The sequence below is a fragment of the Shewanella sp. SM101 genome (assembly GCF_025654465.1).
In the GTDB taxonomy this organism is placed as follows: Bacteria; Pseudomonadota; Gammaproteobacteria; order Enterobacterales; family Shewanellaceae; genus Shewanella; species Shewanella oncorhynchi.
Genome location: NZ_JAKKRH010000004.1, coordinates 170,690 through 185,667, shown reverse-complemented (window position 1 = coordinate 185,667; position 14,978 = coordinate 170,690). Strand labels below are relative to the sequence as shown.

Genomic DNA, 14,978 nt, shown 5'->3' with positions numbered 1-14,978 from the left:
GTCCATCCCAATCAACTGAGTTTTCGGGATGCTGCGAGTCATATCATCTTCAAGCTGACACAACTGCCATCACAAACGCCGGGGAATGTCCCGAGAGATGTATTGGATATAGAACGCAATGCACGGCAATTTAAGTTGGATGGTAAACGGGAAAGGGCTTATCCAAGAGTGCTTAAAATGAGCAAAAACAAGTACCCAATTAGACCAAATAAAAATGCCGTTCACTCTTAAGTGAACGGCATTAGTCACTGGCAGGCCTTTTCCGTCAATGGCCATTTATTAGGGCAGGCCCAGTATGATGATAAAGGTCAATTGCAAGGTAAAGGCTATAGTTTTAATGAAGATGGCAGCCTGCTGCAAAGTGATGAGTATCTTGATAATCAACTGCACGGCAGGTCGGTGTACTACTTTAATGGTGAACCGTCATCCGAGTATCGCTATCAAAATGGTCAGATGATCAGCGAGTAGCACTTCATCACCTAATCACACAATCAAGCAAAAACCGACTAATTAGGTCGGTTTTTTGCTTTTTTGCATCTAGTTTGCTGCCTTGCTTTATCGTCAGGCATACGCACCGCTTGTCATTAGAGGGCTCACTTCTCAAACCCTCGTTTCGCGTTTACTAACTTGCCAGAACAAACACAATCTCAGCGTTAAACGTCAACACGCCTTTATACTTCTTCGGCTATCACAGGGGATGTTTTTAAACATGAACAATGCAGATGGGTGTACGAGCTGATTTTCAGCTAAAAGCATTATATTCATTCGTGATGGATAGTTTTACTTTTCAAACTCTTGAAAATAATTATTTATTGTGTAAAGTAGCGACCCTTGCTATTTTGTAACAAAATGATACAGAGTTGCTGTTTTATTTGTCCATTTATTGGATATCCCTTTGCGTATGTCGCCCGACACAGCTAGCAGCAGTCTTGTTAGCTGTTTTTTTTGCCTAAATTTAAATATTGTTTGTTTTTTGTTCTACAAATCCATAGGTTAACACTTAGCCTTTGGATAATTGCGGCTATGCTTATTTCTATAACAAGGTTCCGTGAAAAAGGAGCGTGAGATGAAGCGAGTATTAATTAATTTGACGGGAAAAGTGCAAGGTGTTGGTTGCCGTCATGCGACCTTGACTAAGGCCAGAGCCTTGGGTGTGACAGGATATGTAACCAATTGCCGCGACGGCAGTGTTGAAGTACTCGCCCAAGGCAGTGACATTGCTGTTAATGCTTTAATTGCTTGGTGCGAAGTAGGTGTGCCTTGCACTGAGGGATTAACAGTAACGGTAGGAGAAGACGAGGCTGATGATATCTACCTCGATTTCTCCATCGTTCAGTCTTAATTTAAACGTACCGTGTTAACTTAAGAATTGTGCGGGTTGTGTGTTTGTTCAGTATTGGCCAACAGTCTGTATTGATTCGGCATTCTGATTATTTTGCATTGCACTGGGTTGCGCCATCTTGCGGATTTGGATCACCATACCCATTTCGGGATGATCTAAATAATGGATTTCTTCACTCTTCACGCGGCGATTTTGCTCCAAAGGCACAGACATTAAAAATGGTGTCATGACTTTGGGCGCCGTGAGTGTTGCGTTGGTATCGGCCGCATCACTGGGTACGGCTGGCATTAATTTTCTGCCTTCTTTGCGTAAGTGCAATGCGGTTTCAATATACAAATAGTGGCTTAAATAGATATTCAGCGTGCCATCTAATTCCCATACTGGTGATACAGCAGGTGCAAGCATTGGTGTGCCATCGGCATTAGTCATAGGCTCTGCTTGAGCTTGCTTAATGATTTTTCTGCCATCGAAGTGATAAGTACCTGAGAAATCTTTACCCGCAAATAAGCGTATGGGTACTGAGCCACTCTTACCACGCATAGGTTGTTGCCAAGCCATGTGCAGTAAACTGCGCGTGCCACGTTCGCGGGAGATACTATTGATAATACTCGCGAACTGACTTTGGCTGCGTGCTAATAACACTGGGGCGCCATTGGCGCTGGCATAACTGGTCGTTGCGCTGCTGATTTCTGATGGGATCACCGGCGGGTAACGATATTCCACACTCGCAGGTGCGGCAGGCATAGGTTCTGGCGTTGAGGTACCGTTTAAGGTTTCAGCGCAGTGGCTATTTGCATCGGCATCAAATACTAGTGTGCAAGGCGCAGATGCGCTGGGTATCGGCGTGATTGCTTGCGCGATAGCTGGGGAGATTAAGTCTATTGCGTTATCGGTTTTCGTCTTGTTCGGCGCATCAGGCCATTGTTCACTTGACTGACTTTGGCGTTCAAACACATAGACTTCAACCTCGAACCAAGCTTCTGCTTGGACGACCTGACTGTGTGATAGTGCAATGAGTGTAGCGATAGAGACCGCGAGTTTACGTAACACTATTTATCTCCAAGACGATGTTGCGAAAATTGTTCTAGCAAGAGTTTCACTAAAGCGAGCCTGTCTTTACTGGTTTCGGCTGCAAGGCTGAACTTTAACTTATTCGGTCCTTCCATTCGATAGATTTGTGGCTGGCTTTGGAGTAATCCAATAATAAACACAGGATCTATGACATGATCATCACTAAATTCGATGCTGCCACCTTTACTGTGCACTTCTATTTTAGTCGCACCTAAGCGAGTCGCCTCATGTTTATAGAGGGTCATTTCCATTAAGTTACGCGTCGGTTCAGGTAATAAGCCAAAACGGTCGATCAATTCGACTTTTAACTCATCCAGCGCCGCCTGTGTTTCGCAACCTGCGATGCGTTTATAGAGCGACAGACGAATATTTACGTCGCTCACATAGGCTTCAGGCAGAAGGGCTGGGATACGCAGTTCAATTTCGCATTGCTGATTGAGCATTTGCGCCAGTGACGGTTCTTTGCCTTGTTTTAAGGCTTTTACTGCCGCTTCGAGCATTTCCATGTATAAGCTAAAACCAATTTTCGAAATATGGCCACTCTGTTCATCGCCCAAGAGTTCACCTGCGCCGCGGATCTCTAAATCTTGGGTCGCCAGCATAAAGCCCGCCCCGAGATCTTCAAGAGCATCAATAGCTTCTAAACGTTTGCGCGCATCTGGGGTCATACGTTTGGGATGCGGCGTCATCAAATAGGCGTAGGCCTGATGGTGCGAACGCCCGACGCGGCCACGCAATTGGTGTAACTGCGCCAGACCAAAGGTGTCGGCGCGCTCAATAATAATGGTGTTGGCACTCGGGACGTCTATACCTGTTTCGATAATAGTGGTACAGACTAACACGTTGAATCTTTGATGGTAAAAGTCTGACATTACCCGTTCTAGATCGCGCTCACGCATTTGACCGTGGGCAACGACGACTCGCGCTTCAGGCAATAAATCGATAATGCCTTGGGCACATTTCTCAATACTTTCAACATTATTGTGCAGGTAATACACTTGGCCGCCACGGAGAATTTCCCGCAGAATAGCCTCGCGCACAGTCGCGGGATCCGATTCCCGCACAAAGGTTTTCACTGCTAAACGTTTGGCGGGCGGGGTGGCGATAATCGATAAATCGCGCATACCCGACATGGCCATGTTTAAGGTGCGCGGAATGGGCGTCGCGGTCAGGGTTAAGATATCCACGTTGGCACGCAGTGCCTTGATTTTCTCTTTTTGACGCACACCGAATCTGTGTTCTTCGTCGATAATCAACAGGCCTAAGTTTTCAAACTTGGCCTCAGATTGCAGTAACTTGTGGGTACCGATAACAATATCGACTTTGCCTTCTTCCAATTGCTGTAGCACTTGGGCTTGTTCTTTGGCGGTGCGAAAGCGTGACATTACTTCAGTGACCACGGGCCAGTCGGCAAATCTGTCTTTAAAGTTTTCATAGTGTTGCTGGGCAAGCAGTGTGGTCGGAACTAGCACGACCACTTGTTTGCCAGCGTTGACGGCCACAAAGGCGGCACGCATGGCGACTTCGGTTTTACCAAAGCCCACATCGCCACAGACTAATCTGTCCATTGCGGTCGGCGATTGCATATCGGCTAACACGGCAATGATGGCGCTTTCTTGATCGACGGTTTCTTCGAAGGGGAAGCCGCGGGCGAATTGAGCGTATTCTTCTTCGTCAATTGCGCAGCTTTCGCCGGGACGCGCTTGGCGACGGGCATAGACATCGAGCAGCTCGGCCGCGACGTCGCGGATTTTTTCAATCGCCTTTTTCTTGGCTTTAGCCCACGTCTCGTTGCCGAGTTTATTTAAGTGGGCGTCTTCATCGGCGCCAACACTGTAACGGCTGATGAGATGCAATGAAGACACTGGCACATACAGTTTGTCACCGCCAGCGTATTCTAATTGCAAGTATTCTGCGACCAATCCCCCCGTATCTAGGGTGACTAAGCCCCTATAAAGTGCTACGCCGTGTTCTAAATGCACTATGGGCTGGCCAACTTTGAGTTCGGCCAAGTTTTTAATCAGGGCATCATTACTGATCTGACGCTGTTTTTCACGGCGACGTTGCTGGGAAATACGATGGCCGAAGAGTTCAGTCTCACAAATGATACTGATACTTTCTTTGGCGCTGATTTGCAGTAAACAACCGCGTGACAGCGGCGACACGATAAGGCCTAACTTGGCATCACTTTGAATAAATTCATCAAAATGGTTAAACAGTGCAGGTTTTAACTGAATTTTAGCGAGCAATTCAAGCAGCGCTTCACGGCGACCCTCGGACTCGGCGCTAAACAACATGCGTTTGGCGCTGCCGGCATAATCTTGCAGCGCTAGCAGCGGTTGCTTTAATTTATGATTGGCGCTGATGTCGGGCAGGGTGCTGGCGGCAATAACAACCGCTTTCGTTGTTTCAGTGCCATCTGTTGGCACTTGCATTTGATAACGTGGCAGTGGTTTAAAGGCGGCAAATAACTCTTCTATGAGTAAATACAGCTCTTTAGGCGCCAGTAATGGCCGCAGCGGATCGACGCGTCTGTCTTGATAGCGATGCTCGACTTCTTGCAGATGGGCGCGCGCCGACTTTTCGATATCGCCTAAGGTGACGAGTTGAGTGTCCTTGGGCAAGTAATCGAATAGGGTGGCGGTGTCATCAAAAAATAGCGGCAGGTAGTTTTCGATCCCCGCCGGCATCAAGTTACGGCTCACTAGCTGATAAACCGATTCCGGCTCTTTGACTATGACCTCGAAACGGCGGCGGTATCTTTGCCTAAAACCTTCGATGGCCGAACTGTCGGTTGGGAATTCCTTCGCGGGCAATAGGCGAATCGAGTCGACAGGTTGCAATGAGCGTTGGGTTTCTGGATCAAAATGGCGAATGGTTTCCACTTCTTCATCGAATAGCTCGATGCGCAGTGGCATATTCATCCCCGTTGGGAAGATATCCAGAATCGATCCGCGAATGGCAAACTCGCCATGTTCATACACTTGCTCCACCGAATGGTAGCCAGTGTCGGTTAAATGCTGGCGTACATCGTGTAACTTGTAGCTATCCCCCTTTTTGAGCACAAACACGTTTGCGCTTAAATAGGCCTTAGGTGGCAGGCGTATCATCAAGGTGGTGACGGGCACGATGACGATATTTTGCTCAATCTGAGACAGCTGCGATAGCGTTTCGAGTCGCTGGGAGATTAAATCCTGATGGGGCGAAAAACTGTCGTAGGGCAAGGTTTCGCGGTCAGGGAATAATCTGACCTTAATGCCTGTTTTACTGAGCAAATAACTCAGCTCTAACTCTAAGCTTAAGGCACTTGGCGTGTCACTGGTGACGACTAAGGTCGTTCCCTTATGTTGACGCGCTAAATTGGCGAGTGTAACGGCTTGGCAAACGCCGCCCACGGTGGACAGAGTCTGAATTTGAGTGCCATTTTTGACGGCTGGCGGCGTTAGGGCTGATATGTGAGTCATTGGCGTGCGATAAACTGATTCATTCACAAAGAGTTGCAGACATTGTAGAGACTTGATGGCGTAGGTGCCAGAGAAAAGTCAGCGGCTATTGACGCTCGTCTCTGGCGAGTTTGCGTAACTTGAGTTGTTTCTGTTGCACATTGAGGCTGGCTTTGACTAATTGCTCCACGTCAGATTCAAGAATTTGACTGAATTCAAAGTCGGTTTGCCATTGTAGATGTTCAGGTTGAGTATGTTGCTCTGTACTGTCATTACGACTCATATCGCCTTCGGCTTGTGCTATTTTTTGTGCTTGAGTGGCGATGACTTTGCCAAAACAGAGAATGGCAACTAATTCGTCGTGAATAAACAGAGTAATTTTATAGTGGGAGCCAATGTCTAAGGCTGTTGGGGTGAGTAATCTCAGGCCACTGCCACCAAATTGGTTACCAAAGCATTTTTCGCCCTCTTGGGTTTCTTTTTCTAATACATGTTGCAGCACTAGATCTACTTTGCGGGATTGCAGCTTTAAAAAATCCACGACAACTTTTGCCTCGTTATCTAAATGGCGCAGCTGTAGCAAGCAGTTAGCTTCGAGTGTTTTGACTTCGCTGAGCAGTTGAATGCCTAATGATTGCATTGATCTCAGAGCCATTTCTGAGGGTAATGGCTGGGAATTCGGCCATTGGCTTAGGTAGGCGGTAAAGTGGTGAGGCACACTAAAATACGGATTGGTGTCAGTGAACAAGGCTTGCCTCTTTATTTATAGGACCAATACCCCTATTATCGTGCCCATCTTCATGATTTAGCAAGTTCAGCACACAGGACGCAACCCTCTTTCAATGAATCCAGGATTCCCTTTCTATATTGGTTACCGTTATTGGCGGGCCAAAAAAGCGAACGCGTTTGCGTCGTTCATTACCTTATTTGCCGTTTCGGGCATTTTTTTAGGCGTTGCAGCCTTGATCGTTGTCAGTTCAGTGATGAATGGCCTTGAAGGCCAACTTAAGCAACGTATCTTAGGTGCAGTGCCACAATTAACCCTTTATAGCGAAGCGCCGTTAGTCGATTGGACAAAGCAGGCGAGTGCGCTTAAAGCCTTACCGGGTGTGTTAGGCGTGACACCGAGCGTGTCGACGCAGGCCATGGTGCAATCTGCGTCGAATATTCGCGCTGTGCAGGTTTATGGGGTGTTTCCCGAATTAGCGCAAAAGTTATCCTCCGTTGCGCAGCACACTTACTCAGGTGCATTTGAACAGTTGGCGAGTGGCGACTTCAAGGTGATTTTAGGATCTGAGCTCGCACGGCAACTCAAAGTCGCTCCCGGTGATACGGTACGATTATTGAGTGGCGATGGTGTGGTGTACTCCCCATTAGGCCCTGTGCCGAGTCAACGTAAGTTCTTGGTATCTGGCATTTTTGAAATGGGCTCTCAGGTTGATGCTGGCGTTGCATATATTCATTATCAAGATGCAAAGCGTCTAATGCGTCAACCGAGTGAGGCTATTGATCAGCTTAGACTTTATTTAACCGATCCCTTTAGTGCGCCCGCTTTAGCATCTAAAGTGCAGGATGTTCTCGCTAAACAAGATATTAAGGTAACAACTAGCGATTGGCGTGATACCTATGGTCACTTGTTTGGTGCGGTAAAAATGGAAAAGAACATGATGTCACTGATGCTGAGCCTGATTGTGGCCGTGGCCGCATTTAATATCGTCTCGGCGTTGGTGATGATGGTGGTTGATAAAACCACGGATGTGGCAGTGCTAAAAACCCAAGGCGTAACCACGCCCGCCGTGATGGGCATTTTTGTGGTGCAGGGTTCGCTCAATGCAGTACTTGGTTTAGTGCTTGGGCTCGCGGTAGGTATACTTATCACTTTGAATCTGAATGGCATTATGACGACCTTAGGCATTTCGATTTTAGGTGCGGGACAGAGTTTGCCAGTAAAACTGGAGTTGATGCAGTTGTCAGTGATCGTGATAGGCACACTATTGGTCACCTTGTTGGCGACCTTATATCCCGCGCTGCGTGCGGCCAGTGTGCAACCCGCAACTGCGCTGAGATACGAGTAAACCCGTGAGCTTTTACGAATAGTCGTCACCCATGGGTATTCATCCGTGAGTGATGGTTTGCTAAGATGAAAATAATTTAATGCATTGATTTGATGAAATAAATTGATGCCAAAGCATGTTTAAGGGAGAACTTCAATGCAAGACGTGTTACTGCAAGTGCAGAGTGTCAGTAAGAGTTACCATGATGGCGCCGTGACCACGCAAGTGTTGTCTAATGTCGATTTGCAGGTGTTTAAGGGCGAGCAGTTGGCGATTGTCGGCAGCTCAGGCTCAGGTAAGAGCACACTGCTGCATATTATGGGAACTTTGGATGAGCCAACCGCGGGCAAAGTCTTGTTGCTAGGCGAAGATTTATACCAAGTGTCTAGTGCGCGCCAAGCGCAGATCCGCAATCAAGATCTTGGCTTTATCTATCAATTCCATCATTTATTGCCTGAATTCACTGCCCTAGAAAACGTCGCTATGCCGGCATTTATTCAAGGTAAAGATCGTAAACAAGCGCTCGCCGATGCCAAAGTCTTATTGGAGCGGGTAGGGCTAGGCCATCGCATGACCCACATTCCCGCCGAACTATCGGGCGGCGAACGTCAGCGTGTCGCTATCGCAAGGGCGTTGATTAATAAACCTAAGTTAGTGCTGGCCGATGAACCTACGGGTAATTTAGATGCTAACAGTGGCGATGCGGTTTATGAGTTGATCCGCGAGCTGGCCGATCAGTTAGGTACGGCGTTTGTGGTGGTGACCCATGATCATAAATTGGCTGCCCGTATGGACCGCCAACTGATGATGAAAAACGGTTACTTGCAATTAGCGGCGGAAACCCAAGTATGAAAGGACCGTTAGCCCTATCCATTGGTTGGCGTTTTTATCGCGCCCGCCAATCCAACAGTTTTATTAGTTTTATTTCCTTTGCATCGACTGCCGGTATCGCTTTAGGTGTGGCGGTATTGATCATAGTTCTGTCTGCAATGAATGGTTTTGAGCGAGAGCTAGAGCAAAGATTACTGGGTGTAGTGCCACAGGCGGACATTGTCGGGGTGGACGAACCTATCGTCAATTGGCAGAGTGTTGCGCAAGGTGCGCTACAAATTGAAGGTATTCGTGGTGCAGCCCCCTTTATCCGCATGCAAGGTTTAGTGCAGAAGCCAGGTGGTTTTCAAGGCTTAGCCGTGGTGGGTATTGATCCGAAAGAAGAAACGAAGGTTTCAACTTTGTCACAGTTTATGAGTGATGCAAGCTGGCAGAGTCTGAGCCAAGATGAGAATCATATCGTCCTTGGCGAGAGTTTATTGACTAAGTTGGGGCTTGAGGTGGGTGATACGCTGGCCTTATATGTACAGGATATCGATCCAGACGCGGCAGGCAGTTTACGTGCGGCGAAGAGCCATCGTTTTGTGGTGTCAGGCACCTATCATCTGGGCGGTGAGCTTGAACTGACAACCGCTTATATTCCATTGCAATACGCGGCGCAGATCTTGAACATGAATAACGGTGTAACGGGTGTGCGTATTAGCGTCGATAAAGTGTTTGATGCACCAGTAAAAGTGCGCGAACTCGGTTATGCGCAAAAGCAGTCTGTGTATATCAGTGACTGGACCCGTACCCAAGGGCATTTATATCAAGATATTCAGTTAGTTCGCACTGTGATGTATTTAGTTTTAGTGTTGGTGATTGGTGTGGCCTGCTTTAACATTGTCTCCACCTTAGTCATGGCGGTGCGGGATAAAGCGTCCGAAATTGCGATTTTGATGACCATGGGCTTGAGTCGTTTGGCTGTGATGGGGATTTTCATGGTGCAGGGCGCGTTAAACGGTCTGCTTGGCTGTGGTCTTGGCGGCATTATCGGCGTGAGTGTGGCGCTGAATTTAAGTGCGATTGCGAGCTCAGTTGAGCAGTTACTCGGTATTCAACTGCTCTCGGCCGATGTTTACTTTGTCGATTTTTTACCGTCTGAGTTACATGTTTCGGATGCAGTACTGGTGATTGTGATGGCGTTTGTGATGAGTTTAATCGCGACTTTGTATCCCGCTTGGAAGGCGAGCCAAATTGCACCAGCACAAGCGTTAGCGGGTAGATAACTGGATAAATAGCTGTTCGTCCTGTTAGCCGATTTGGGCTGAAATCAGTGCAGATGTTTTCAGGACACTCCTTTCTTCCCAATTACTATTGCTTAATTACTATACTATTTCTAAATACGATATTGTGGTGACTGAGGACTTGATGACTCGAATACTTAAGGCTTTAGAATGAAAACCACATAAACAAAAAAGCCAGTGGGTGCTCTTAAAGAGATTACCACTGGCCTTTTTTGTATCTGTTTTATGCGTTTATTTAAAGCTAAGTGTTAATCTTGATTAACGCTTTAAGCCTTCGTTCAATAATGGACGCATGATCTTCACTAATTCTGTGGTCACCTTAGGCGAGCCAGCAACGATGTTGCCCGAAACCAAATAGTTATGGTTGCCAGTAAAATCAGTCACAGTACCGCCCGCTTCGCGGCAAATCAGATCGCCAGCAGCGATATCCCATGGCTTTAAGCCGATTTCAAAGAAACCGTCCAAACGACCCGCAGCAACATAGGCTAAATCTAATGCGGCAGAACCTGCGCGACGTAAGTCAGCACATTGGCCGAAGACTTCGCCGAAAATAGCCATGTAAGTTTCAGTGTGTTGACGCGCCTTGAATGGGAAGCCAGTGCCAATCATGGTAGGCGCTAATTCATTCACGTTGGTAACACGCAGACGGAAATCATTGAGTTTGGCGCCTTTACCACGTACAGCGGTAAAGAGTTCTTCACGGACAGGATCGTAAACAACGGCAACTTCAGTCTTGCCTTTGTATTGCAGAGCGATAGAAACCGCGAAGTGGGGAATGCCTCTAACAAAGTTGTTAGTGCCATCCAGAGGGTCGACTATCCAAACATAGTCTTTATTCTCACCGCGGTTTTCGCCTTTCTCTTCACCCACGATAGTGTGATCAGGGTAAGATTTACGAATTTGGTAAGTAATTGTCGCTTCTGCTTCCTTGTCTACACTGGTAACAAAATCGTTGATACCTTTTGAACTGACTTCGATACGGTCAAGTTCAGTATAGGCGCGCATAATAGTTTGGCCGGCCGCGCGGGCAGCGCGTACAGCAATCGTCAGCATCGGATGCATTGCAATCCCCTGGATGTTAAAGAACGTTAAAATAGCGGGCGGTATTATACTCGATTTGATAGTTATATCAAATACCGATTTTCATATAAGCATTCGGCAATGGCTGTGATAATATTCGTCCCCAACGTTTTATGAATTAAATTAAGTTGTTTCATGCTAAGTAATATTCGAGTGGTTTTAGTGGGGACTTCGCACCCCGGCAATATTGGTTCTACTGCCAGAGCGATGAAGACTATGGGTCTGTCTACTCTGTATCTTGCAGAACCCCGGGTTGAACCCGACGGTCATTCCATAGCATTAGCCGCGGGTGCATCGGATATTCTGAAACATCTTGTGAAAGTGGATTCACTTGCTGAAGCTATTGCCGATTGCAGTCTAGTGATTGCAACCAGCGCGCGCAGTCGCACCTTAGACTGGCCCATGTTAGAGCCAAGACAAGCTGGGGTGAAATTAGCGACCGAGGCACTTAAAGGCCCTGTTGCGATTGTGTTTGGCCGTGAAAACCATGGTTTAAGCAATGAAGAGCTGCAACAGTGCACTTATCATGTGGCTATCCCTGCAAATCCAGAGTACAGCTCGCTTAATCTGGCACAAGCCGTACAAATCATTTGTTATGAAACCCGCGTTGCCCATCTCGCGCAAAAAGAAGTGGCCGAAGAAGAGCTGACTGAGTATCCCTTGGCTGCCGATCAGGAACGTTTTTTCGCACACCTTGAAACGACACTGTTATCAACAGGATTTATCATCAAGAACCATCCTGGACAAGTGATGATGAAACTTCGCCGCTTGTTTAGTCGTGCACGGATTGAGAGTCAGGAAATGAATATCCTCAGGGGTATTTTGACGTCAATTGAGAAAGTGGCGGGTTCTAAAGAAAAATAGCCAAACCTTAATAATTAACACTAATCGCGAAGGATAAACAATGGGCGTGATAGCTAGGCTAAAAGAAGATATTGAATCTATATATCACCGTGATCCTGCGGCGCGTAGCGCGTTTGAGATCTTGGTTAACTATCCAGGCATGCATGCCATTTGGTTGCATCGGATAAGCCATAAGCTATGGAAGCGCGATTGGCGCTTAACGGCACGTTGTTTATCGACGTTTTCCCGTTGGTTGACAGGAGTTGAAATCCATCCTGGGGCAACCATAGGTCATCGATTTTTTATCGACCACGGTATGGGCGTTGTGATAGGTGAAACGGCTGAGATTGGTGATGATTGCACCCTTTATCACGGTGTCACGCTTGGTGGAACCACCTGGCAGGCGGGGAAACGTCACCCTACGTTAGCCAATAACGTGGTGGTGGGCGCAGGGGCAAAAATCCTCGGTCCTATTACCATGCACGATGGTGCGCGTGTGGGTTCTAATTCTGTTGTGGTGAAAGATGTGCCCAAAGATACCACGGTTGTGGGGATTCCTGGGCGCGTGGTGGCTACACCGTCACCGCAATCGAAAGAGAAAACTGAACGCCGCAGCGCGATGGCAAAAAAATATGGCTTCGATGCGTACGCGGTATCACCGGATAATCCCGATCCGGTGGCCAATGCAATAGGGCAGATGCTCGATCACATGCATTTGATGGACTCGAAAGTTCAAGAGTTGTGTCAAGCCATTCAAGGGCTGGGTGGCAATGTCTGCACTGAAAAGCTGCCAGAGCTTGATATGGGCGAGTTTAATGATGCAGAAAAAGCGGCGGCGGAAAAACGCCATAGTGCATTAGATGAGTTTGATCCGAGTATCTAAGTTTTAACGAAATGGTTTAACTTAGCGGTCTAACTTGCTTAAGGGCTGACCCTCACAAGGGTCTCGTTTAGCGTTTTACTTTAGCTCATCCTGTTGTAAAGGCGCATATTGTGATCAAACCTGAGTTTGAGCGCACCATAGTACCGAGATCACTTTTATCCTGCGTTTATATCGTGCTAGATGTCGATTAATTGGCGCTTTAGCATTGAATCTTAGCCTAGAAAAAGGTTAAATACCCCACCAAGATGAAAGGGTATTGGTTATGTGCACACTCATATACTTGAGTGTTTTAGTAGGTTTTAATACTTGACTGAATTACTCGGGTATGTTGAAATAATGCATACCTGTTCGGGAGCTATGGTAGTTATGAAACTTACATCAAAAGGTCGTTATGCAGTAACCGCTATGCTAGATGTGGCAATCCACTCAGCATCGGGACCAGTTCCCTTAGCGGATATCTCTGAAAGACAAGGGATTTCGCTTTCCTATCTGGAACAACTCTTCGCTAAGCTAAGAAAACACGGTTTAGTTGCCAGTGTACGTGGACCGGGCGGTGGTTATCGCTTAGGTCTAGAAGCCAATGATATTTCAGTCGGCATGGTTGTCCATGCTGTAGACGAGTCTGTCGATGCGACTCGTTGCCAAGGACTTGGCAATTGTCAGAGTGGAACTCGCTGTTTAACCCATTCACTTTGGGGCGATTTAAGCAAACAAATTTCCGATTTTTTAGATGGTATCAGTCTTGCCGGCTTGATGCAGAAGCGAGATGTGCAATTTATCTCACTTAAGCAAGACACTATGCAAAAGGAACAAAGAGTCAGTTTATAGCGGCACTTTGTTATATATAAAAATAATTTTTGTACGTTGTATGTAGCCTCTACCAGAGACTGCTCAGTACGGAGTGTGTTATGAAGCTTCCTATCTATTTAGATTATGCCGCCACCACGCCTGTTGATCCTAGAGTCGCGGAAAAGATGTTCCAATGCATGACAATGGACGGCATCTTTGGTAATCCGGCCTCACGTTCACACCGCTACGGCTGGCAAGCCGAAGAAGCGGTGGATATTGCTCGCAACCAAGTTGCCGAGTTAATTAACGCCGATCACCGCGAAATTGTGTTTACCTCTGGCGCGACGGAATCGAACAACTTAGCGATAAAAGGTGTTGCTCATTTCTATCACAAGAAAGGCAAGCACATCATCACCAGTAAGACTGAACATAAAGCGGTTCTCGATACTTGTCGCCAATTAGAGCGTGAAGGTTTCGAAGTGACTTATTTAGAGCCTGCTGCAAACGGCATCATTCCGATGGAACGTTTAGAAGCGGCAATGCGTGACGACACTATCCTTGTCAGCATCATGCACGTGAACAACGAAATCGGTGTTATCCACGATATCGATGCAATCGGTGAACTATGCCGTTCAAAAGGCATCATTTTCCACATGGATGCGGCGCAAAGTGCAGGCAAAGTACCTATCGATGTGCAAGCCACTAAAGTGGATTTGATCTCGATTTCTGGCCACAAAATGTATGGCCCTAAAGGTATCGGCGCACTATATGTTCGTCGTAAGCCTCGCATTCGCCTAGAAGCGCAAATGCACGGTGGTGGTCATGAGCGTGGTATGCGTAGCGGTACGTTACCAACGCATCAAATCGTAGGTTTAGGTGAAGCTGCTGCAATCGCAAAAGCGGAAATGGCCTCTGATGACGCTCGTATCGGTGCATTACGTGACAAATTATGGAATGGCATCAAGTACATTGAAGAAACCTATATCAATGGTGATGCGATTGACCGTGTTAGCGGTAGCCTCAACGTCAGCTTCAACTATGTTGAAGGTGAGTCGTTAATGATGGCACTGAAAGATTTAGCGGTTTCATCGGGTTCGGCTTGTACCTCAGCCAGCCTAGAGCCTAGCTACGTATTACGTGCACTTGGCTTAAATGATGAAATGGCACATAGCTCAATTCGTTTCTCAATCGGCCGTTTCACAACCGAAGAAGAAATCGATCACGCTATCGAAGTTATTACTCAATCTATTGATAAATTAAGAGAAATGTCTCCTTTGTGGGAAATGTTTAAAGATGGGATCGACCTGAACCAAGTTCAGTGGGCACATCATTAATTCTGACCTTTACAATAGATAA

Annotated in this window: 12 protein-coding genes and 2 pseudogenes; 10 read left to right on the top strand and 4 right to left on the bottom strand. The window is 46.9% G+C overall.

Features of this window, described 5'->3' with window-relative positions:
- The 3 genes and pseudogenes from L5M38_RS03860 to L5M38_RS03850 all read left to right on the top strand — a co-directional run.
- A pseudogene (locus L5M38_RS03860) lies at positions 1 to 231 on the top strand (IS4 family transposase); the annotation flags it as partial.
- Positions 232 to 240: 9 nt separating this feature from the next.
- Positions 241 to 468, top strand: a pseudogene (locus tag L5M38_RS03855) (hypothetical protein); the annotation flags it as partial.
- Between the two features lie 598 nt (positions 469 to 1,066).
- Positions 1,067 to 1,342 carry an acylphosphatase gene (locus L5M38_RS03850; protein ID WP_028759808.1) on the top strand — a complete coding sequence of 92 codons (276 nt, stop codon included), beginning with the start codon at positions 1,067 to 1,069 and terminating at the stop codon, positions 1,340 to 1,342.
- Positions 1,343 to 1,390: 48 nt separating this feature from the next.
- Here L5M38_RS03850 and L5M38_RS03845 read toward each other — a convergent pair whose 3' ends face one another.
- From L5M38_RS03845 to L5M38_RS03835, 3 genes are all read right to left on the bottom strand, one after another.
- Positions 1,391 to 2,392 carry a peptidoglycan binding protein CsiV gene (locus L5M38_RS03845; protein ID WP_263178414.1) on the bottom strand — a complete coding sequence of 334 codons (1,002 nt, stop codon included), beginning with the start codon at positions 2,390 to 2,392 and terminating at the stop codon, positions 1,391 to 1,393.
- Positions 2,392 to 5,877, bottom strand: coding sequence for a transcription-repair coupling factor (gene mfd, locus L5M38_RS03840; RefSeq protein WP_263178413.1), 3,486 nt, complete (start codon positions 5,875 to 5,877; stop codon positions 2,392 to 2,394). Before mfd ends, L5M38_RS03845 begins: the two co-directional genes overlap by 1 nt.
- Before the next feature lie 85 nt (positions 5,878 to 5,962).
- The gene (locus tag L5M38_RS03835; protein WP_263178411.1) at positions 5,963 to 6,604 is read right to left on the bottom strand and encodes a hypothetical protein; all 642 of its coding nucleotides are present in this window, start codon (positions 6,602 to 6,604) and stop codon (positions 5,963 to 5,965) included.
- A gap of 94 nt (positions 6,605 to 6,698) precedes the next feature.
- Between L5M38_RS03835 and L5M38_RS03830 the strand changes: the two genes are divergently transcribed.
- The 3 genes from L5M38_RS03830 (at position 6,699) to lolE (ending at position 10,009) form a co-directional block, all read left to right on the top strand.
- The gene (locus tag L5M38_RS03830) at positions 6,699 to 7,931 is read left to right on the top strand and encodes a lipoprotein-releasing ABC transporter permease subunit (RefSeq protein ID WP_028759812.1); all 1,233 of its coding nucleotides are present in this window, start codon (positions 6,699 to 6,701) and stop codon (positions 7,929 to 7,931) included.
- 135 nt (positions 7,932 to 8,066) lie between these two features.
- Entirely contained in the window at positions 8,067 to 8,762 is a 696-nt protein-coding gene (gene lolD, locus L5M38_RS03825) for a lipoprotein-releasing ABC transporter ATP-binding protein LolD (protein ID WP_028759813.1), read from the top strand.
- Complete coding sequence (gene lolE, locus L5M38_RS03820; protein ID WP_173244645.1) at positions 8,759 to 10,009, top strand: lipoprotein-releasing ABC transporter permease subunit LolE; 1,251 nt, start codon at positions 8,759 to 8,761, stop codon at positions 10,007 to 10,009. The genes lolD and lolE overlap by 4 nt, the downstream gene beginning before the upstream one ends.
- Before the next feature lie 276 nt (positions 10,010 to 10,285).
- Here lolE and suhB read toward each other — a convergent pair whose 3' ends face one another.
- Positions 10,286 to 11,089 carry an inositol-1-monophosphatase gene (gene suhB, locus L5M38_RS03815; protein ID WP_028759815.1) on the bottom strand — a complete coding sequence of 268 codons (804 nt, stop codon included), beginning with the start codon at positions 11,087 to 11,089 and terminating at the stop codon, positions 10,286 to 10,288.
- 153 nt (positions 11,090 to 11,242) lie between these two features.
- On the opposite strand from suhB, the gene trmJ reads away from it, so the two are divergent.
- From trmJ to L5M38_RS03795, 4 genes are all read left to right on the top strand, one after another.
- Positions 11,243 to 11,971: a tRNA (cytosine(32)/uridine(32)-2'-O)-methyltransferase TrmJ gene (gene trmJ / locus L5M38_RS03810; RefSeq protein WP_263178410.1), complete on the top strand. Its 729-nt coding sequence runs from the start codon at positions 11,243 to 11,245 to the stop codon at positions 11,969 to 11,971.
- 40 nt (positions 11,972 to 12,011) lie between these two features.
- Positions 12,012 to 12,833, top strand: a complete 822-nt coding sequence (gene cysE, locus L5M38_RS03805; protein ID WP_028759817.1) for a serine O-acetyltransferase — start codon at positions 12,012 to 12,014, stop codon at positions 12,831 to 12,833.
- A gap of 366 nt (positions 12,834 to 13,199) precedes the next feature.
- On the top strand, positions 13,200 to 13,661 hold the full coding sequence (gene iscR, locus L5M38_RS03800; protein WP_006081858.1) for a Fe-S cluster assembly transcriptional regulator IscR: 462 nt from the start codon (positions 13,200 to 13,202) through the stop codon (positions 13,659 to 13,661).
- Between the two features lie 80 nt (positions 13,662 to 13,741).
- On the top strand, positions 13,742 to 14,956 hold the full coding sequence (locus L5M38_RS03795; RefSeq protein ID WP_263178408.1) for an IscS subfamily cysteine desulfurase: 1,215 nt from the start codon (positions 13,742 to 13,744) through the stop codon (positions 14,954 to 14,956).
- The last annotated feature ends 22 nt before the right edge of the window (positions 14,957 to 14,978 follow it).